At 58.4% G+C, this 19,043-nt stretch carries 19 protein-coding genes and 1 tRNA gene; 11 read left to right on the top strand and 9 right to left on the bottom strand.

The genetic code is table 11. The features are described from left to right. Window positions 1-45 precede the first annotated feature (45 nt). The 3 genes from HMPREF2787_RS08425 (at window position 46) to HMPREF2787_RS08415 (ending at window position 2,121) form a co-directional block, all read left to right on the top strand. Complete coding sequence (locus tag HMPREF2787_RS08425) at window positions 46-468, top strand: HIT family protein (RefSeq protein WP_049172147.1); 423 nt, start codon at window positions 46-48, stop codon at window positions 466-468. Window positions 469-638: 170 nt separating this feature from the next. Then, window positions 639-1,358, top strand: a complete 720-nt coding sequence (locus HMPREF2787_RS08420) for an esterase/lipase family protein (protein WP_049172143.1) — start codon at window positions 639-641, stop codon at window positions 1,356-1,358. Then, entirely contained in the window at window positions 1,348-2,121 is a 774-nt protein-coding gene (locus HMPREF2787_RS08415) for an alpha/beta fold hydrolase (RefSeq protein ID WP_016421432.1), read from the top strand. Before HMPREF2787_RS08420 ends, HMPREF2787_RS08415 begins: the two co-directional genes overlap by 11 nt. Window positions 2,122-2,130: 9 nt before the next feature. Here HMPREF2787_RS08415 and HMPREF2787_RS08410 read toward each other — a convergent pair whose 3' ends face one another. The 3 genes from HMPREF2787_RS08410 to HMPREF2787_RS08400 form a co-directional block, all read right to left on the bottom strand. Further along, on the bottom strand, window positions 2,131-2,973 hold the full coding sequence (locus HMPREF2787_RS08410) for a PaaI family thioesterase (RefSeq protein WP_016421433.1): 843 nt from the start codon (window positions 2,971-2,973) through the stop codon (window positions 2,131-2,133). Between the two features lie 126 nt (window positions 2,974-3,099). Continuing rightward, a complete protein-coding gene (locus HMPREF2787_RS08405) occupies window positions 3,100-3,474 on the bottom strand; it encodes a hypothetical protein (protein WP_141698013.1) in 375 nt (124 codons plus the stop codon). A 581-nt stretch (window positions 3,475-4,055) separates the two neighbouring features. Continuing rightward, a tRNA-Thr gene (locus HMPREF2787_RS08400) sits at window positions 4,056-4,131 on the bottom strand. Between the two features lie 360 nt (window positions 4,132-4,491). On the opposite strand from HMPREF2787_RS08400, the gene HMPREF2787_RS08395 reads away from it, so the two are divergent. The 3 genes from HMPREF2787_RS08395 (at window position 4,492) to HMPREF2787_RS08385 (ending at window position 7,227) form a co-directional block, all read left to right on the top strand. Continuing rightward, the gene (locus tag HMPREF2787_RS08395) at window positions 4,492-6,120 is read left to right on the top strand and encodes a threonine/serine exporter ThrE (RefSeq protein WP_070858987.1); all 1,629 of its coding nucleotides are present in this window, start codon (window positions 4,492-4,494) and stop codon (window positions 6,118-6,120) included. Between the two features lie 238 nt (window positions 6,121-6,358). Further along, window positions 6,359-6,736, top strand: coding sequence for a hypothetical protein (locus HMPREF2787_RS11100; RefSeq protein ID WP_070858986.1), 378 nt, complete (start codon window positions 6,359-6,361; stop codon window positions 6,734-6,736). A gap of 14 nt (window positions 6,737-6,750) precedes the next feature. Continuing rightward, on the top strand, window positions 6,751-7,227 hold the full coding sequence (locus tag HMPREF2787_RS08385) for an META domain-containing protein (protein WP_070858985.1): 477 nt from the start codon (window positions 6,751-6,753) through the stop codon (window positions 7,225-7,227). On the opposite strand, the gene HMPREF2787_RS08380 is transcribed toward HMPREF2787_RS08385, so the two are convergent. Next, a complete protein-coding gene (locus HMPREF2787_RS08380) occupies window positions 7,209-7,832 on the bottom strand; it encodes a flavin reductase family protein (RefSeq protein ID WP_070858984.1) in 624 nt (207 codons plus the stop codon). The genes HMPREF2787_RS08385 and HMPREF2787_RS08380 overlap by 19 nt on opposite strands. A gap of 102 nt (window positions 7,833-7,934) precedes the next feature. Beyond that, a complete protein-coding gene (locus HMPREF2787_RS08375) occupies window positions 7,935-9,041 on the bottom strand; it encodes a LacI family DNA-binding transcriptional regulator (RefSeq protein WP_070858983.1) in 1,107 nt (368 codons plus the stop codon). Window positions 9,042-9,358: 317 nt separating this feature from the next. Here HMPREF2787_RS08375 and HMPREF2787_RS08370 point away from each other — a divergent pair, with 317 nt between their 5' ends. From HMPREF2787_RS08370 to HMPREF2787_RS08360, 3 genes are read left to right on the top strand one after another with little or no spacing between them, the layout of a single operon-like run. Beyond that, entirely contained in the window at window positions 9,359-10,411 is a 1,053-nt protein-coding gene (locus tag HMPREF2787_RS08370) for a metal ABC transporter solute-binding protein, Zn/Mn family (RefSeq protein WP_070858982.1), read from the top strand. 2 nt (window positions 10,412-10,413) lie between these two features. Beyond that, complete coding sequence (locus HMPREF2787_RS08365; protein WP_070858981.1) at window positions 10,414-11,094, top strand: metal ABC transporter ATP-binding protein; 681 nt, start codon at window positions 10,414-10,416, stop codon at window positions 11,092-11,094. Continuing rightward, entirely contained in the window at window positions 11,094-11,966 is an 873-nt protein-coding gene (locus HMPREF2787_RS08360; protein ID WP_069358975.1) for a metal ABC transporter permease, read from the top strand. The genes HMPREF2787_RS08365 and HMPREF2787_RS08360 overlap by 1 nt, the downstream gene beginning before the upstream one ends. A gap of 554 nt (window positions 11,967-12,520) precedes the next feature. On the opposite strand, the gene rlmB is transcribed toward HMPREF2787_RS08360, so the two are convergent. From rlmB to HMPREF2787_RS08345, 3 genes are all read right to left on the bottom strand, one after another. Next, complete coding sequence (gene rlmB / locus HMPREF2787_RS08355) at window positions 12,521-13,465, bottom strand: 23S rRNA (guanosine(2251)-2'-O)-methyltransferase RlmB (RefSeq protein ID WP_069358976.1); 945 nt, start codon at window positions 13,463-13,465, stop codon at window positions 12,521-12,523. A 57-nt stretch (window positions 13,466-13,522) separates the two neighbouring features. Beyond that, on the bottom strand, window positions 13,523-14,926 hold the full coding sequence (cysS, locus tag HMPREF2787_RS08350) for a cysteine--tRNA ligase (RefSeq protein WP_042388940.1): 1,404 nt from the start codon (window positions 14,924-14,926) through the stop codon (window positions 13,523-13,525). Between the two features lie 139 nt (window positions 14,927-15,065). After that, window positions 15,066-15,641 carry a CarD family transcriptional regulator gene (locus HMPREF2787_RS08345; protein ID WP_005510159.1) on the bottom strand — a complete coding sequence of 192 codons (576 nt, stop codon included), beginning with the start codon at window positions 15,639-15,641 and terminating at the stop codon, window positions 15,066-15,068. A 154-nt stretch (window positions 15,642-15,795) separates the two neighbouring features. Here HMPREF2787_RS08345 and HMPREF2787_RS08340 point away from each other — a divergent pair, with 154 nt between their 5' ends. Then, window positions 15,796-16,482, top strand: coding sequence for a hypothetical protein (locus tag HMPREF2787_RS08340; protein WP_070603942.1), 687 nt, complete (start codon window positions 15,796-15,798; stop codon window positions 16,480-16,482). A 292-nt stretch (window positions 16,483-16,774) separates the two neighbouring features. Then, entirely contained in the window at window positions 16,775-18,334 is a 1,560-nt protein-coding gene (radA, locus tag HMPREF2787_RS08335) for a DNA repair protein RadA (RefSeq protein ID WP_070858980.1), read from the top strand. On the opposite strand, the gene HMPREF2787_RS08330 is transcribed toward radA, so the two are convergent. Next, window positions 18,331-19,041: a hypothetical protein gene (locus HMPREF2787_RS08330; RefSeq protein WP_016421452.1), complete on the bottom strand. Its 711-nt coding sequence runs from the start codon at window positions 19,039-19,041 to the stop codon at window positions 18,331-18,333. The two genes, radA and HMPREF2787_RS08330, sit on opposite strands and share 4 nt — an antisense overlap. Between the last annotated feature and the right edge of the window lie 2 nt (window positions 19,042-19,043).

Below are 19,043 nucleotides of genomic sequence, written 5' to 3'. Positions count from 1 at the left end.
ATCGCACCCAACCCCTCAATCCGCTATTCGGGTTACCCTTGGCACATGAGCACAGTATTTACCAAAATCATCAACGGTGAACTCCCCGGTCGTTTTGTCTACCGCGATGACAAGGTCGTCGCATTTTTGACCATCGAGCCAATTGCGCCTGGTCATACGCTGGTCGTCCCTGTTGAAGAGGTGGACAAGTGGACGGACGCCTCGCCTGAGCTATGGGCCCACCTCAATGAGGTTGCCCAGAAGGTTGGTCAGGCTGTTGTCTCCGCTTTTGACGCTCCGCGTGCTGGCTACCTCATCGCCGGCTTCGAGGTTCCGCACACGCACATTCATATCTTCCCTGCCCACGATATGTCCGGGTACAACCTACAGTCGGTAGATCGCAATCCTTCCGCAGAGTCCATGGATGAGGCCGCCGCCAAGCTACGGAAGGCCCTCGGGACTGACGAAGACGGAAAGTTGGTGCGCTAATCGCCGCTTCAAACGAGGATTTTCGGGAAGAACAACTTCCGGTAGTCCCTGCCCCTGAAGCGCAGGAACCGGAGGCGCAACAACCGGCTGCAGCTGAAGGATCAGCATCGCTCCCCTATGCCATCTTCCGTCCGCTGCGCGGTGTTTTCGAAGATAACTGGGGAGCCAAAGTGTCCAAATCCCGGCCGTGGCCGGTCATCCTCCTGCATGGAACAGGCCAGGTCAAGGGCATTTGGGAGACCCTCGGCGGTCAGTTACGGGAGGATGGCTGGGCTGTCTTCGCGCCAGATTTTGGGCACCGTGCAACAGACCCCATCAATCAGTCCATCGACATGCTCGTGCCTTACATCAAGGCTGTCCTGCACGCCACTGACGCAAAGCACGCCGTTATCGTGGGGCACTCGCAAGGCGGCTTAATTGCCACCCTGCTTTCTCTGCGCATTTCCAAGTACATCAAGCATGTTGTCTGCCTTGCCGCGCCCAATCACGGCACCAATCTGGGCGGCATCGCTTCCAGTATCACTAAGATCCCCGGCACAAAGTCGCTGATGAGCAACTTTGTGCAGAGCTATTGGGGCGTTTCCGGTTTGGAACAGCTCACGGGTTCAAAGATGGTTTTGAACTCCAATTCCCACGATATCCTCGGTCCCGGTGTTACTTACACCTGCATTGCCACCAAGTATGACCAGCTCATTTCCCCTCCACAGTCCTGTTTCTTGGATGATGGTGACACAGGCATGGTCACCAATCTCTATGTGCAGGACACGTTCCCTCAAGCCATCGTTTTGCATGAGCAGATGGCGCACGATTGGCGCCCCCGCGCGCTTACTCGCGAGGCACTATTCAAGCTGGTAGGCGAGGATTTTGACCCAATCGAGCATGCGGAATAGACCGCTCCTAACGCGGATTTTCCCACCGACAGCCGCACATCCGTCCCTGCCAAATCCAAGTCCAGCGTCGGGGGACCTCAGAGACCCCGTTCCGGTTATCGCACTTCATGGCACGCTCGATAGTCCCGGCGCGTGGGCACCGCTTGCCGACGGACTCCGTGCCCGCGGCCGCCGAGTCTATGTACCGGCCTACGGAGACCGTGGCACTGCTGCCCTCGTAGATTCTGTCGCCGAAGTCGAGGCCTATATCAACGGAGTCTGCACTGAAACGAACTCGGACACGGTCGATATTGTGGCTCACTCGCAGGGTGGGCTACTGGCTTTCCTGCTGTTTACGCGTCTTGCAAACCATGAATGCGAGCGTTTTTCGTTTCGACGTGTCATCAGTGTGTCGGGCTCTGTCGGCGGTGTAAATCTGACTGAGATCTCCCGCATTTTGGGCTGGTGGAATGGGGCTCCTGCCCGCTGGCTAATGGGACAGGCTTTAGCCGATCAAATTGCGGTAGCGGCAGGACAATATGAACTTCCTGCAGCCAACACTGCCCCACACCTCCGAAGGCGCAAGGCAGCCACACCTGACTGGATTAATGTCATCAGCCACCATGACAACCTGGTCATTCCGTGGTCCGATACCGCGCAGAGCTTCCTGCCGGACAGTCGAGCTGTTTTGCTCGAAACCGAGCTGGAGGGCAGGTCTGTTGCGCATTGGAAGCAGCAAACAGACCCCGAAGTGATCGAACTGATCACTCGGCTATTGGCGTAGAGCTTCGACCTAGAACTTGGTCAGCGACTCGCGCGCGGTGACGACATCCGCAAGCAGCTGCTGCGCGGCTGGCGAGGGGTTATCGGAGGTGAGGGCCTCGATGACGACGTCGGGAAGCCCTGCGGCGCGGTAGTCGTCGACAGTGACATCGCCGTACTCGAGGACCCCGTGGAGCCATGCGACTGCACGCGACTCTGGTGAAATGCAGCGTCGTGCGGTGCGTTCCTGCTGGACGAGCACATCACGGTTTTCCACCCCGCGCATCCCCAGCCGTGCAAGAGTGCGAGCAGCAGAGATGAGGTTCTCACCGGCAACACAATCCTGCTGGTTCGGATTGGCCGGCGGCTTCTTACGACCACGACGGCGCACGTAGAGCTCCTGCTGACCAATACCGACCAGGGAGCCATCGCGGTTTCGGATTACAGAGGTGTATGGAACGACCGTCGAATAGCCACCTTCAGTTTCGGCCTTAAGCTTTTCGACCATCTCATCCGGCACCTCTACCTCAAGGTACGCACCATTCTTACCCGGCCGGATAAATTCAAACGACCCAGTTCGCGTCCACGCCTCGTACTTCTTGACATCCAGACGCTGCATAACCAGCGTGCCAAACAGCACATCCGTCATCGAAAACAGTGCACCGCCAAATGCCGCGCCATGCATATTCGCAGTCAGAGCGTTTAGGCGCAGCTCCAATCGCCCCTCAGACCAGTCATCCGCAATCTCAGTGATACGGATGCCGGTGCCAAACAGCGGCGGCCAAATGTTCAGCAAGAACTTTGCCTTAGCCGGGGACATCTCTTTCTCAGCAAGTTTGTACAGGGTGCGTCGCAGCGATGGACCAATAGACATAACTACTTACATTAGGTGTTGACCGGGCGAACGCGGGCATTATTGTCAGAAAACAAAAGTGTGTCAGCTTCAGCACATGCTTTACGACGGTTCCCGCGCCCCACCTTTTATGAAGTCAGCGACTATTTAGGCAGCAAACCGTTCCGCCAGCGTATTGACGCGCCGAGTGAAGAAATCCCGCAATTGCGCGTAGCGGGGATAACCATAAATGCCGCGGTCAGCCGGGTCATCATATTCCCAGCGCTCCGTCTCTACATCTGGTGCGATGTAGTCCGAAACGTCGATTTTCCCCACAACAATGACCACATCCGCACTGTCCGCGAGAGATGGCGTGAGCTGATGAGGATCTCCATCGCACCGTGCCCCCACCTCACAGAGTGCACGCCGCGCGTCTTCATCCAGACCGCGGTCATCATCATCGATGCTGATACCTGCTGACAAAACTGTCAGGCCCGGGGCAGCTTGCCGCAGCAGCCCTTCTAGTACGCGTGAGAGTCCCATGTTTGAACTACTGACAAAGAGCACCTCTGACATGGCTCTATCGTAGAATATTTTTCTCAGAGAAATCACCCCAGCCCGTGGGGTTTTCTGGAGGATTTTACAGAAAAATGCCAAAAGCGCCCATAGCGCAGGCCCTTCCCCGAGACCAGCCCTATCGACGCTTATGACTTAAAAACAAAGCCCACTTTACATACGCGTGTAACTCCTGTGAAGCATGGGGCTGGAGTTACAGATGTGAATACTCCGCGACCTGTGATTTTTCGGCTGTCGGTGTTGCGTTGTCCCACTGTCGGCGTTGCGTTGTCCCGCTGTCGGTGTTGCGTTGTCTTATCGATGCGATATTCACCTATCGATACGCAGCAGCGTGGCCATAAGTGAATAGCTCATCCATATGTTGACCGGGACTTCCGACAGCGTGGCCATAAGTGACAGAGAACTGCCCGACCCCCAGCCCCGACAGGCATTTGCCCTTGAATACGCATCCTTTGCTCCCCGCCCCCCAAAAAAAGCCCCCCCCCTCCAAAAGCCCACCCCCTAAAACCAAAGAACCCCAGGCCAGAAAACTTCCTGACCTGGGGTTTTGGAGCCGGAAACGGGACTCGAACCCGTAACCTACTGATTACAAATCAGTTGCGCTACCAATTGCGCCATCCCGGCAACTTTAAAGCGACCCTTTTGGCGTTAGCCGTCGCTGGCTCGAAAGAATCAGAGTCAACCTGAGAATCGAACTCAGCTGTGCCGCTGACAGGCGATTGTACAGGTTGGCAAGCAGAAGTTAAAAACGACACCACAGGAAAACTGCAACCGCACTTCTTGAACACTTTTCCACACGCTAAAAGCCCCGCTCAGATAGGCAAATTCACCGCCTCAAAAACGAATTGAGATTCTCGGTCACTGACGGGGTAGTGTGACTATCGCTAAATCACTGGGGCTATGTTTCTGCAACGTCTCCGCATCGCGTCTTTGCAGCATCACTGCAATGCACCCCAGGCAGTATCGGGGAAAGGAAGTGTCGACATGTCATTCGCTAGTGACAGCAATTCCAACGCCGGAGAAAACTCCGCTACGAAGAATGATCTCTACGACGCTGAAGCCACTGTCTCTTACGACGACACTCCGCAGACCCAGTTTCCTGCAATCGAAGATCAGTCCACCTTCAAGCAGCGCGTGATTGATTTCGTTTCCGGCCCAACGGCAACTGTCGACCTAGTGCACTCGACTACTACCCCGCTGCCGCTGGCACCGATCGATTATTCCGACCCGAGTCAGGTCACGGCCGTACTCGATCTCGCTGCTCGCATCGGCGGGCTATTGCTGGCATGTGGCTCGGGCAACCGCGATACCGAGCTGCAAATTAAGGCCGTGACCTCAGCCTATGGCCTCACCCAGATCCAGGTCGACATCACGTTGACCTCCGTGACGGTCTACCACCTCATCGGCGCACGCCGTACCCCTATTACCGCCATGCGCGTTGTCACCGCACCAGTGCCCGACTTCGAGCGTTTGCGTCACACTGACCGTGTCATCCGCCGAATCCGCGCGGGCCATCTGAGCTTGGAGGAGGCTATTGAGGCTATCGACAAGGTCGAGCGTGAGCCCGCAAAATACCGCCTCCGCGTCATCTACACTGGCTGGGCATTGCTGGCTTCATCTGTGACAGTGCTGCTCGGCTCGAGTTTCGAGGTCGCCCTTATCGCGGCTGCGGTCACACTGGCCATCGTCATCGTGATTGGTGAACTCGCTGCCCGCGAGTTACCCACATTCTTCCAGAATGCAGTCGGCGGTCTCATTGCCACACTCTCCGCTGCTGTACTCAATGCGGCGCAGGCGTATCTCCCCTTTGAGATGCAGCCATCCAGGCTGATCGCCTCGGGAATTATCGTGATGCTCGCCGGCCTAACCCTCGTGCAAGCACTGCAAGACGGCATCACCGGCGCACCTGTGACTGGCTCCGCGCGCTTCTTCGACACCATGTTGTTGACCGGCGGAATCGTCGCTGGCATCGCAATGGGCATCGAGTTTTCCGGAATGCTGGGCATTCCGCTTCCCGACGTCATCGCGGGCTCCGACCTCAACCTGGCACAGGCGACAGTGAGGGTGATAGCGGGAACTACCGCCTCAATCGCATTTGCGTTGGCCTCGAATGCTGGGTTCACCGCGTTGTCAGTGTCCGGAACGGTCGCTCTGCTGGGGTCGATGACCTACTACTACGTGTTGACTCCACTGGGAGTTCATCCGGTGACCAGCGCAGGCGCGGCAGCAACACTGATTGGTCTCATCGGTGGCCTACTGGCACGACGTTGGTCCATCCCGCCGCTGATTACGGCAGTGGCAGGCGTAACCCCGCTGCTTCCGGGAATGACGATTTACCGTGGTATGCACGCGCTGCTGCACGACCACCCGACCAAGGGGTTTACGGCGCTGGCCTCAGCGCTAGGCATTGCGACGGCACTAGCTGCGGGCATTGTCCTCGGTGAATGGATGGCGCGCAGGCTCCGTCGCCCTCGCGCACTGCGCGAAGACAGTGGCCTGACCCGTCCAATCCGGGCCGGTATGCGTCGCATCCGACCTGTGAATCCGCGGAACAAGCCTCGCCGTCCACGCAACTACCGCTTCAAGGGCGGTATGAACCCGCGCGTGGACTAGTCGCTGCGTGAACTGCTCGCTTCCGGAACCAGGTTGTCCACACCGCGCGACCTATCAACAACGTGGTAGAATAAGGTTTTTGAATTGTAAGTAGCGCTTAAAGCTGAAACTGCGTCATCACAATCCCATTCCTTCTCCGCTGAACTCGGTTGAGCTCAGTGCCGGGAGCATGTGGCGAGATGGCTGGCAGAAGTAGGTGTATCGGGCGCAATTAAGGCCATGCTTGCCAGGAGGATTCGTGCCACCGAAGGTCACAGACACTCGCACTGCTCAGAACGAGGCTCTTCACAAGGTCGAAGAAAAGACCGCTGCTGGCGCACGGCGAATTGTGGCTACCTTCGCCGAGGACTTCTACGATGCCGTCACTCTGATGTGCATGCTCGGAGTGGAGAAGGAAGGCCTGAGCTTCAAGAAGGTTCACGAGGAGTACGAGAAGGAAAACGCTCCGAAGACCGCAAAGCGCACACGCAAGTCCACTAAGAAGACTGCGAAGAAGTCGACCAAGAAGGCTGCAAAGAAGACCACTCGTAAGACGGCGAAGAAGGCTGCCAAGAAGGCCGCTAAGAAGACGACGAAGAAGGCTACTAAGAAGACAACCAAGAAGGCAGCTAACTAACGGGGTCACGCAGCATGGGTCTGAGCGGGAAAAAGGCGGTTGCCGCAGTAGCTGTCGTTGCGGCAGTGTCCATGACGGCTACCGCATGCCAGGCAAAGCCGGCAGCGGAGATCGTCGGCAAGCAATGGCAGGTAACCGCGATCTTTGATGACCCAAACCTGCCCCACGGTGTGCCGGACGGAACTCAGGCGCCGACTATTACGTTGGGGCAGACAACATATACCTTCGCTGATTCCTGTGGCAACGGCTCTGGTTCGCTGCAGTGGAAGGGCGAGGCGGTCGAATTCGGTACCCCGGAGCAGACTCGCAGTTTGGACTGCTCAGACCAGGCGCAGACCTATTCGGAGCGTTTCCACAAGATTGTTGCGGGCGAATTCGTCTACACGCAGGACAACAATGGTCTGCGCATGCGAGAGATGAAAGACACCAAGCCAGGCGAGGATCGCCGTGGCTGGACTGCGACAACCTCGGGTTACACCGAGGGGCGCTGACGCCACTTCTGATCAACAGGCGCATCGGTGCCGGGGTGAGAAACCCGTGCGTAAGAACCGCGGTGGTAAATGAGCGGATTGATTTCTTCACGCTTGCCGATAGCCACGATATCCGCCGTCACAATCCAGTGATCGCCGCCTTCGTAAACATCAACGACGGTGCAATCAATCCACACGGAGCAGCCGTGCAGTAGTGGATTGCCCAGCTCAGAACGGGTCCACTTCCCCGTCTTGAACTTTTCGCCATTACTGCGGCCGAAGGCTGCCGAGATATCCTCCTGATCCTCGGCCAACACATTGACGGAGAAGCGTCCAGCGTTCCGTATATGCGGCCAGGACCGCGAGGTCTTCATGACAGTAAACAGAACCATCGGTGGAGTGAGACTCAGCGAGGAAAAAGACTGGCAGGCGAAACCGTACGCTTCGCCTTCATCCTCGGTGGCGATAATGGTCACGCCTGTGGTGAACTCACTCATCGCGCCACGGATAGACATTTCATCCAATTCGACGGGGCCGCCAAGTTCGACATGGTCGTCGCGGGTGGCTTCCGGACTATTGGGAGCCGCAGCTAATCGGTCGGTGCTCGAATTTGTTGAGTCTGTCATGTAATAGACCTTAATCTGAATCCGAACACAGTAAAGACGAGGTGGGGTTTACTACCCCAAGAACCTCCGATAATGCCACGATGTTATAACCGCAGCAGCCCACTACCTGGCTGACGGTGCCGGCGGCGCTGCCGTTGTCGATCCAACGACGAACTCAGTTTCCAGCAAGACTCGAGGAGCGCGACCACTGTCCTCGTGTGCAGCCTCAAGTTCCTCGGCGAGCGCGCGACCGACGGCGATGCCCTTCTGCCTATTCGGCTGAATCACGGTGGTCAGCTTGTGGAAGAGGGCGCGCTCAATTCCGTCAAAGCCGGTGATGGATAGGTCCTCAGGAACACGAATTCCGTTCTCCTTGGCATATTCCAAGACCGCAATTGCCTGAGTATCCGTGGTACAGACCACCGCCGTGAGATCCGGGTTGTCGGTCAGCAGCTGGCGAGCCGCATCGCGGTTATTCTCGCGGTCATTGAGGTGACGCTCGATGATAGGCACATCTGCCTGCTGAATACCGGCCTCGGCAAGCGCTTCCAGCGCACCTTCGACGCGGTTCTTCTGCACCTGGTGATGAGCTTCTGCCAGCCGCTTCTCCGTGACATATCCCGAGTTCGGGGTACGCGACAATCGCACTGACAAGATTCCCACCTTGCGATGTCCCAGTTCAGTCAGGTGTCGCACCGCGGGCTTGATGGCCTCACGGTCATCGATGCCCACAAACGGTAGAGCCACCGCATCTGCAGGCTGGTCACACACGACCGTCGGCAAGCCACGGGCGCGCACGGCAGCGAGGAACGGGTCGTTGTCCGCGACGGAGTAGACCACGAAACCGTCGACCACCGCTTGCCGAATCAGATTGAGATCTACGTCCCCGCCCTCCTCGGAGGAAGCTGGGATGACCAACATGGAGTCGCCCATTTCGCCGAGCTCCTCTGCCAGGCCAGCAAGGAAATCGACTGAGGCGGGATCTTCGAAAGCGAACGGGAGATGCTCGGTGAACAGCACGCCGATGGCACCGACCCGGCGCATGCGCAAACCGCGAGCCATTGGGTCCGGCCCCGGATAGCCAAGGCGCTCCGCAGTTTCCAGGATGTGTTCCCGCAACTTCTCCGAGAGCTGGTCAGGACGGTTGTAAGCGTTAGACACAGTCGTGCGCGAGACCCCAAGTTCTGCAGCGATGGAAGCCAAGGTGCCACGACGACGCCGACTTTGCACGGAATACCGACCCTTCTTGAAAAACCAACAGCGACTGCCCGCTCAGATATCTTCGTCCAGCTACCTCAGGTAGAAAAACTCGATTCTATGGAAAAGAACTACAACGAGCATCACACGCATCTAATCGCGGACAACTTTACCCAACGAATGTGCGCGACTGTCATTTCGGCCACTCCGGCAGAGGCCCGCCTTGTGACTGGGTCTCCGCAGCCCCTACTATGTTCTTTGAACTAAAAGACAACTGTTTTCAATAGCGGTTAATGCTCAGGAGCTGAATAAAAGGAATAATTCAGCCCGCAACAGGATTGGATACATATATGAAGGCACGCTTTTCCACGCGCATCGCGGCGCTAGTCGCCAGCGCCGGCCTCGTCGCAGGTCTCGGCGCATGCTCCAGCAATGATGACAGCGCTACGTCCGCGGGCAAGTCCGAAGACACCATTAAGGTGGTCACCTCCACCAAGGTCTGGGCAGACGTCGCCGACGCAGTCACCGACGACGAGAAGGTCTCCATCGACCCGATTATCGCGTCCAACGACATCGACCCTCACTCCTACGAACCGGCCGCAGGCGACATGGCAAAGGTAGAGGACGCCGATATTCTCGTCGCAGGTGGCGGGCATTACGACGCATGGCTGACCTCCTCTCTGCGTGACGCAAAGGACAAGGTCATCATCTCTGCGCTGCCGCAGGAAGAAGGCCATGACCACGAACATGACCATGATCACGAGGGCCACGACGACCATGATCACGAAGGTCACGACCACGACCATGAGGGTCACGACCATGATCACGAGGGCCACGATCACGACCATGAAGGCCACGAGCATGATGGCGAAGGTCACGACGACCACGAAGGCCACGAGCATCACCACCATGACGGCGAAGCCAACGAGCACGTCTGGTACGACACCGATGCGGTTGAAGAAACTGCAGAGCAGCTCGCCGAAGCTCTGACCAAGCTGGGCGCCAAGGCCGACACCAAGGCCGTCGATAAGGAAATCAAGGACATCGAAGAGGCCAAGAGCAAGCTCAAGGCCGCTAAGGTTGCTCAGGTTCACCCGCTGGCCGATGACATCCTGAAGGACACGAAGGTCGAGGACATCACCCCGAAGGGCTACCGTCAGTCCACGCTGAATGAGTCCGAGCCGTCGGCAAGCGATGTCAATGAAATGCTGAAGCTGATTGAGTCCGGCGAGCTGGACTATCTCATCGACGCACCGCAGACCCACGACCAGGTCTCGCAGCGACTCGTCGAGGCAGCCAAGGCAAAGGGCGTTAAAATCGTCGATGTTTTTGAGTCGCCGAGCGCTGACCAGTCGTTCTTTGACCTCTACAAGCAAACCCTTTCCGATATGGAGTCCGCATAGCTTTGCCCTCACTGACTTTTACTGACGCAGCCGTCGAGCCGCTGTGGTCCGGTCTCAGTTTGAATATCGAACCTGGCGAGTTCTTGGCCATCCTGGGCCCCAATGGCGTCGGCAAATCCACGCTGCTGACCACTGCCCTTGGCATGCGCCGGCTGACTCACGGTTCAGTAAAAGTCGACGGAAACCTGGGCTACATTCCACAGCAGCGGATGTTCGAGCCCTCACTGCCCATTCGGGTTCGCGACCTCGTCGAGCTGGCGGCCGGCAAGAACCGCTCCGCCACCGACGAAATGCTGGGCTTTGTCGGCGCGGGCGGTATTGCGGACCGTCGCGTCGGCACGCTCTCTGGCGGTCAGCAACAGCTTGTCCGTCAGGCGCAGGCGCTCGTTTCGGCGCCGGATTTTTTGCTTTGCGACGAGCCTCTGCTCTCCCTCGACCCTGCGGCGCAACGGACCACGGTCGAGCGCCTGGACCGGCATCGCAGGGAAAACGACACGGCAGTCGTCTTCGTCACCCACGACATCAACCCCATCCTGGGCGTCTGTGACCGGGTGCTCTACCTGACGCCGCATGGACATGCGGTCGGATCGGTCGAGGAAATCATCACTTCAGAGACGCTCTCGGAGCTCTACCAAACCAACATTGCGGTTGCCCGTGTCGAGGGAAAGCTGGTTATCGTCTAATGACCCTACTGACTCAGTATTTCTCCGACACCGCTGCTCTGCTCCAAGTCGGGTTCGTCCACAATGCTCTCATCGCGGCAGCTCTACTCGGGCTAATCTCCGGCATCATTTCGCCACTGATTGTCATGCGACAGATGAGTTTCACGGTCCACGGCACCAGCGAGCTGGCACTTATGGGTGCATCCGCGGCCCTACTACTTGGTGTCAGTGTCAGCAGCGGTGCCATTATCGGTTCGGTGCTCATCGCAATAGTCCTGGCGGCACTGTCGCTTCGAGGGCGCCAAGATGCGGTCGTGGGCGTGGTCTTGAGCTTCGGCATGGGCTTATCGGTGCTGTTTATCCACCTCTACCCCGGCCGGACAAGTACCGCGTTTTCACTTCTCACCGGCCAAATCATTGGTCTGACTGACACTTCTCTATGGACGATGGCCATCGTCGCGGTCATCGTCGTCGGCGGCGTTGCCTGGAAATGGCGGCCGCTTCTATTCGCCTCCGCCGACCCCATCATGGCCGCCGCCTGTGGTGTCAACGTGAAGGCGCTATCGATTTACTTCGCGATTCTCACCGGTCTCGTCGCCGCCCAGGGCGTACAGATTGTCGGCTCTCTGCTCGTCATCGCCCTCATCATCACCCCTGGTGCTGCGGCCGCATTCGTCACCGCCTCTCCTGTAAAGGCCATCATCCTGTCGACCATCTTCGCCGAGGTCGCGGCCGTCGGCGGCATTGTTCTCTCACTCGCACCGGGCATCCCGGTCAGCGTTCTAGTGACGACAATCGCGTTTGTCATCTACCTGATCTGCTACGCCATCGGAACGGTGCAATCGCGCAAGGCAACGCGTGACGACGTCCAGGCTGCCAAATGGAGCAAATAGACACATACGCTTTTCGGAGTGGCTTTTAAAACAACAAAAACATCGGGCAGCCCCTCGAGTGACGATTGCGGAGAAGGTGCGCACCTTCCCTCTCGCCACCGAGGGGCTGCCCGTATTTTTGCTGGATTCTCTAAAAGCAGACTCCAATACCCCCAGCTCTTTTTAAGACTGCGAGACTGCCGAAATGGGTTGCCCCGGCAGACAGAAAAACTAACGCTGAGGATGTCGTGGTCTGACATCTCAGTGACCCAAAGCTAGCTGTACAAGCCACCGCTAGGTCCGTGCGCTTCCCTAAACTACGGCCAATTACGCCCCTATTTCTAGGAGCATGATTTGCCCGCCCTCCCCTTCGGGAAACTACGGATAATTTTCTGTTGGAAGTGATAATAACGCTGTTATTTCTGCAGCGCACGCCGGAAATAGAATTATCTTTAAAGCGCTGAACTACTGGGGGTAGCCATAAGTACCGGCCGCAATTTAGAACCCAAAATACCCCACGTAAACGCTATTACTATAACGAATTGATAATGGCGCCTCCGGGGGTATCAAATGCGCTACTGACTACTCTTTGCCCGGCGCTGGCGGGCAAACTCACTCAGAGTCACACCGGCAGCAACGGAAGCATTGAGCGACTCCACCCAACCGGTCATCGGAATGGACATGATGGTGTCACAGGTATCGCGCACCAGGCGCGAAAGGCCCTTCCCCTCGGAGCCGACGACCACGACCACCGGGGTGGTGCCGTCGTAAGTGTCCAGAGTGTGGTCGCCACCGGCATCCAGTCCAACGACCTGATAGCCAGCCTTCTGGAACTGCTTGAGCGAGCGCACCATGTTTGTCGCCCGTGCAACTGGCAGACGTGCAGCAGTACCAGCCGAGGTACGCCAGGCCACGCCCGTAATAGCGGCCGAGCGACGCTCCGGAATCACCACACCGTGGCCGCCAAAGGCCGCCACCGAGCGAATGACCGCACCCAGGTTACGAGGGTCGGTGATGTTATCCAGGCAGACGATAAGACCCGGCTCCCCGGTCTTGGCCACCGAATCAATCAGATCTTCGACAGACGAGTACTTGTATGGCGGAATTTGCAGACCGATGCCCTGGTGCATGGTGTTGCCGGTCATGGTGTCCAGCTCGTGGCGGGGCACCTCGCGAATCGGGATACCACGGGAGTTAGCAATACGCACTGACTCCTGCAGGCGCTCGTCATTGTCGGTGCCCAACGCCACAATCAGCGCTGCCGCTGGCACCTTCGCATGCAGGCATTCCACGACCGGGTTACGGCCAACTACCAGCTCGGAGCCATCTCCCTTGCGCTCATGACGCCCAGAGTCACGGCGTCGCTTCTCATTCGCCCGCTTATGAGCTGCGTGATAAACGCGGTCCTCTGCCTTCGGGGTCGGCCCCTTGCCACGCAAGCCGCGCTTCTGGCCGCCGGAGCCGCCGACGTTCTTCTTGCTTGCCTTGCGCACTGCGCCACGACGACCGTTGCCTGCCATAGCTACCTGCTTTCTGTAGTTAATAGTTTTCTATAGCCTAAAGCCAGCTTTTCAGCTTTAGTCAGCGACAGACCATGCCGGACCATCAGCGGTATCAGTTACCTCGATACCCGCTTCCTTCAGACGGTCGCGCACAGCATCAGCCGTAGCCCAGTCCTTCTCTGCACGAGCCCGGGTGCGCTCCTCCAACTGGTGCTCAACCAGCACACCGAGCGCATGCATTGCCGCATCGGAACCGGAATCGGAGGTTGCCCACTGCTCATTCAGCGGATCGAACCCAAGGACTGCGGCCATAGCGCGGACAGCACCGGCAATCTCCTTGGCCTTGGTCTCGTCGCCGTCGGCAAGCGCCTGATTACCTCCGCGAACAGCGTTGTGGATTTCCGCGAGCGCGCGTGGGACGGCGAGGTCATCGTCGAGCGCTGCTTCGAACGCCGGCGTCCACTCACCGATTTCGATATCGCCGAGCTTATCGACGGCACGGTGCATAAACGCCTCGATACGACGGTAGCCCGCTGCCGCTTCCTGCAGAGCCTCCTCGGAGTACTCCAGCACGGAGCGGTAGTGCGCACTACCGAGGTAGTAACGCAGCTCAACCGGACGAACCATGGTCAAGATATGCGGCACGGACAACACGTTGCCGAGCGACTTCGACATTTTTTCGCCGGCCATTGTGACCCAGTGGTTGTGCATCCAGTAGCGGGCAAAGCCGTCGCCGGCTGCGTGCGACTGCGCAATCTCGTTTTCATGATGCGGGAACTGCAGGTCGAGGCCGCCACAGTGGATGTCGAACTCCGAGCCCAAGTAGTAGGTGGCCATGGCGGAGCACTCCAGGTGCCAGCCCGGACGGCCATTGCCCCACGGCGTCGGCCACGAGGGCTCGCCCGGCTTGGCAGCCTTCCACAGTGCGAAATCGTGCGCACCGCGCTTGCCCGGAGTATTGGTCTCGCCCTGCTCCATCTCGTCGACGCGGTTGCCGGACAGGCTACCGTAGTCACTACCTTCAGCCTTGGACCAGGCGTCCACGTCGAAATAGACACTGCCATCGACAGCGTAGGCGAAGCCGTTATCCATCAGACGCTGCATATACTCCACCATCTGAGTGACATGTCCGGTGGCACGCGGCTCAACGCTCGGCGGAAGAACACCGAGCTGGTTGTAGGCCCAGGTAAACTCGCGCTCAAAGCGGGAGACCCACTCCCACCAAGGGCGGCCGTGCTCGGCGGCCTTATTCAAGATCTTGTCATCGATATCGGTGACGTTACGCACAAACGCGACGTCATACCCCTTGGCAATCAGCCAACGGCGCAAGATATCAAAGGCCACGCCAGAGCGAACATGGCCAATGTGCGGCTGAGCCTGCGGAGTCGCACCGCACAGGTAAATGGAGGCATGCCCCTCGCGGAGAGGCTCAAAATCCTTCAGTTGGCGGGTTGCGGTATCGAAGATTTGAAAAGTCACAGCCCCGAGCATAGCGGGGAAATAGATACGGGTGAAAAAGAGAAAACGGCTAGCGCACACGGGCAATGTGTGTGCGCTAGCCGTTACCCGGAAAAGTGCAGAAAATCCCTACTGGAAGGAACCGGGGAAGGGAGACGACTTATGCGTCTGCGTCCAGGTCCACCGGCTTATCGTCGGCTTCATCCTTCTTCTCACCAGCGGCACCTTCCTGTGCCAGCGCGCGGTGACGCTCGATAGTGGCATCGACGCGGGCAAAAACTTCCTCGACCTTGGCCTCATCAACGCCGTCGGCAAGCGCGAGCTCACCGACGAGAACCTGGCGAGCCTTGCTCAACATACGCTTTTCGCCGGCGGACAGACCGCGATCCTGATCACGGCGCCACAGGTCACGAACTACCTCAGCGACCTTGTTAATGTCGCCCGAACCCAGGCGCTCCTGGTTGGCCTTGTAGCGACGGGACCAGTTGCCGGCCTCTTCCACGTCGGTCTCACGCAGAACGGAGAAGACCTTCAGCAGACCCTCTTCACCGACAACGTCGCGGACACCGACCAGCTCGGCATTCTTGGCGGGCACCTGGATATTCAGATCACTCTGCAGAATCTGCAGTACGAGGTACTGAACGGTCTCACCGTTAAGCTCTCGTTCAATGATGTTTTCGATTTTCGCAGCTCCGTGGTGCGGATAAACTACGGTATCGCCAATGCTGAATTCCATGTAATGCACACGCCCTTTCCAACGGCCTTCCACCCTATCATGTCCCCCCATGATTTTACGGGTAGTATGAGAACATCTTAGGAAGACACTAAGGTGTTCTTTAAATACTGAAAATCCTATCGCCCATCCTCAATCTACTGGAGGAAATCTAGTCATGGCCTTCAAGTCCGTACTTCGCCGCAGCGCCCTCATCACCGTCTCCGCAGCATCCGCAGTTGCACTTGCTGCTTGTGGCGCCGGTCAGATTTCGCAGACCGCAAATCAGCACCCGGCTGTAGACGGTGCGATGAACGGCGGCGAAGATGCTGCCGGCAAGGGTGCTGAGAACACCAACTCGGCTCTTGGCTTCGTCAACATCCGCGACGCTCACATCTTGGTTGACCCGGAGGCTGGTACCGCTGGCCTGAAGTTCTCCGCCAGCAACCAGCAGCGCGCTACCGAGTCGGTCTACACGCTGAAGTCCGTCACCGTTGAGGGTATCGGCGAGGTTGAGCTGAAGAAGGTCGCTGAGACACCTTCCTTCGCTAAGGCTGCAAAGGGCGAGGACTCCCTGCCGCGTGAGTGCCAGATTGTTGCCGGCCCGAAGTCCGTCATCGATCCGCTGGCTAAGACCGCCAAGGACAACACCGGCTGCATCGCGTACTACACCAATGAGCTGGACCCGAGCACCCTGGTTGGCGACAAGAGCAGCGCTGCTGGCCAGAACCGCGAGGCCACCTTCGAGTTCACTGACCCGCAGGGCCAGACCAACACCTACGACCTGGACATCACCATCTCCGCTGACATTCTGGAAGCTGGTGCACCGAACCGCGGTGCTGACGGCATGATTGAATCCAAGTAATCGCAGCACAGTGGTGTTCCTGCGCTGTTCGCGCGCAGCGCACTTTTAGGCGCTGGTACAGCGCAGTCCTGTCCCGCAAATAACGCGAGGCGCTTCATCGAGCGGGCATGGGCGATTGGTCGCTTGATACGGGTCACGGCAGTACAGTCATCCTTGACACAAGTCATTGACACTGCCCTGGCCCGCTCTCGCGTATCTGGGGTGAATTTTCTCGCGACATTCACCGCATACCGCACAACACACGTTGTGGAGTCTGTCGTGTCCCCTCTCTTGAAGCAAAGGTGGTTGCACCGTGGCCAAGACCAAAGACGAAGCCTACGAATGCTCAGCATGCGGCTGGCAGGTGTCGAAATGGGTCGGCCAATGTCCCAACTGCAAAGAGTGGGGCACGCTAGAGAAGGTCACTATCCGCTCCAGCGGTGGGAAGTCCGCCTCCACGCTGGAGGACAAAATTGCCGCGCGGGCAGCCAAGCAACGTCGCCGTAGCACTGCCGCAACGGAGCCCGGCGCGCGGGGTGGTCGTCGTAAAGCATCTTCCACTTCCGTCGCAGCTGAAAGCCAGCGTCTAGCACAGCGCGCGCTTGACGACGAGGCGGAGGAACGTTTCCTCGCCGAGACATCCGCAACAGATCGAATCCCCACTTCATCTTCCGAGTTGACCGCGATTACGGGGATTTCCGCCAAGGCTGCGCACGCGGTGCGCACGGGCATCGGTGAGCTGGATCGAGTGCTCGGTTCCGGTATTGTGCCGGGTTCGTTGGTGCTCTTGGCGGGCGAGCCGGGAGTTGGTAAGTCGACGCTGCTACTTGAAGTGGCCTACCGCTGCGCGGACGGCGATTTGGGGCCGACGCTTTACGTCACCGGTGAGGAATCGGTCGGCCAGGTGCGGCTGCGTGCCGAGCGCACTGGTGCACTGTCGGACTCTCTGTACCTGTCGGCGGTGTCGAATATCGAGGACGTCATCGACCTGACGCTGGAGCTCTCCCCCGGTCTGCTCATTGTGGACTCTGTGCAGACGATGCGTGCCGACGTCGAAGGTGCTCGCGGTGGCGTTGCCCAGGCTCGCGCCGTAACCTCTGCGCTGGCGGCGCTGGCAAAGGAGACCGGAACTGCGATTTTCCTGGTAGGGCACGTGACCAAGGACGGCAATGTGGCCGGCCCGCGCACAATGGAACACCTGGTTGATGTGGTGCTCAATTTCGAGGGCGATAGGCATTCGGGGCTACGCTTCTTACGCGGCCTGAAAAACCGTTTCGGAAGCACTGATGAAGTGGGCTGCTTCGAGCAGACCGCGGGCGGCATTGCGGAAGTTGAGGATCCCTCGGGGCTGTTTTTGCATCATCGAACGCCGACCTCGGGAACTGCAATTACCGTGGCCATGGATGGCCGCAGACCGCTGCTGGCGGAGGTGCAGGGCCTGGTAATCAATACCGAGGCGCACAACCCGCGACGCAATGTCTCTGGCCTCGACCCTCGCCGCGTGCCGATGGTCGCGGCCGTGCTGACTGAACATGGAAACTTCAAGCAGTTGGCCCGCATGGAGATGTACGTGTCCACCGTCGGCGGTATGACGCTGTCGGAGCCTGCCGCGGACCTGGCAATCGCGCTGGCACTGGCCTCATCCATGACTAAGCGGACCTTCCAGGATAAAACCATTGCACTCGGCGAACTGGGGTTGGCCGGCGAAGTGCGCCGAGTGACCGATTTGGAGTGGCGGCTTAAGGAAGCTCATCGAATGGGCTTCGACACGGCAATTGTGCCCAGAGGCGCAAAAGGCCCGGCGGGGATGCGGCTGCTGGAAGCAGGCACCGTTGCCGAGGCCATTGAGCTTGGGTTAGGGACTAAGCGCTAGCGCATGTTGAACGTGTAGGCGTCAGAGTTGTTGTCACCAATCACGCCGTAGAAGATGTACGACCCGGAGGGCGCTGGGACGCGGTCTTCTTCGGAGCACTTGTTCGGCGCCGAGGTCAGGCGCGACCAGGTGGCGGCATAGTTGACTTCCTCGCCCGGTGCCAATACCAGTTCACCGTGGCCTTCGGAGTCATTGCAGTCCACATCCGACCAGACGCGCTCGTACGTTGCCAGGTCGTACACCTCGAAGCGCAACTGCTGCTCATCGAGGTTCACGCGGCATTCACCGCCGGTGGGATTGTGGACGGTAATTGCCAGAGTCGGCTGCTCATCGCCGTAGTTCGGCTGATCCGAGGTGGCTGTCACCTGCAGGTCTGCAAGGCTACAGTCCTTTTTGTTCGCAAGCGCCGCTTGAGCGTCATCCTTCGCGGAATCCTCGCCTTCCTTAGCGTCAGTCTTGGCATCCTTGTCAGACTTGTCCTTCGTCGAGTCCTTGTCAGACTTAGGCGCGTAAGGTTCCTTGGGCTGTTCCGGAGGGGTCACCTCTTTCCCGTCATCCCTGGTGACATTCACCGGTTCAGAATCCTCGCTGTCCCGGTTTACCAGTGCGGAAATACCCCAGCCCAGGAGAACGAGGATGATAACGAGCAACACCGCCGCGGCGATACGCCGACGCCGGTAGATTTCTGGAGGCAGCTTATTGGTCACAC

This window comes from Corynebacterium sp. HMSC061H03 (assembly GCF_001838215.1).
GTDB lineage: Bacteria > Actinomycetota > Actinomycetes > Mycobacteriales > Mycobacteriaceae > Corynebacterium > Corynebacterium jeikeium_D.
This window is presented reverse-complemented; position numbering and strand designations above follow the sequence as displayed.

Coding starts and splice junctions, on each gene's coding strand:
- HMPREF2787_RS08425 (WP_049172147.1), top strand. CDS start 46: ATGAGCACAGTATTTACCAAAATCATCAACGGTGAACTCCCCGGTCGT.
- HMPREF2787_RS08415 (WP_016421432.1), top strand. CDS start 1,348: ATGCGGAATAGACCGCTCCTAACGCGGATTTTCCCACCGACAGCCGCA.
- HMPREF2787_RS08410 (WP_016421433.1), bottom strand. CDS start 2,973: ATGTCTATTGGTCCATCGCTGCGACGCACCCTGTACAAACTTGCTGAG.
- HMPREF2787_RS08405 (WP_141698013.1), bottom strand. CDS start 3,474: ATGGGACTCTCACGCGTACTAGAAGGGCTGCTGCGGCAAGCTGCCCCG.
- HMPREF2787_RS08395 (WP_070858987.1), top strand. CDS start 4,492: ATGTCATTCGCTAGTGACAGCAATTCCAACGCCGGAGAAAACTCCGCT.
- HMPREF2787_RS08385 (WP_070858985.1), top strand. CDS start 6,751: ATGGGTCTGAGCGGGAAAAAGGCGGTTGCCGCAGTAGCTGTCGTTGCG.
- HMPREF2787_RS08380 (WP_070858984.1), bottom strand. CDS start 7,832: ATGACAGACTCAACAAATTCGAGCACCGACCGATTAGCTGCGGCTCCC.
- HMPREF2787_RS08370 (WP_070858982.1), top strand. CDS start 9,359: ATGAAGGCACGCTTTTCCACGCGCATCGCGGCGCTAGTCGCCAGCGCC.
- HMPREF2787_RS08360 (WP_069358975.1), top strand. CDS start 11,094: ATGACCCTACTGACTCAGTATTTCTCCGACACCGCTGCTCTGCTCCAA.
- rlmB (WP_069358976.1), bottom strand. CDS start 13,465: ATGGCAGGCAACGGTCGTCGTGGCGCAGTGCGCAAGGCAAGCAAGAAG.
- HMPREF2787_RS08345 (WP_005510159.1), bottom strand. CDS start 15,641: ATGGAATTCAGCATTGGCGATACCGTAGTTTATCCGCACCACGGAGCT.
- HMPREF2787_RS08340 (WP_070603942.1), top strand. CDS start 15,796: ATGGCCTTCAAGTCCGTACTTCGCCGCAGCGCCCTCATCACCGTCTCC.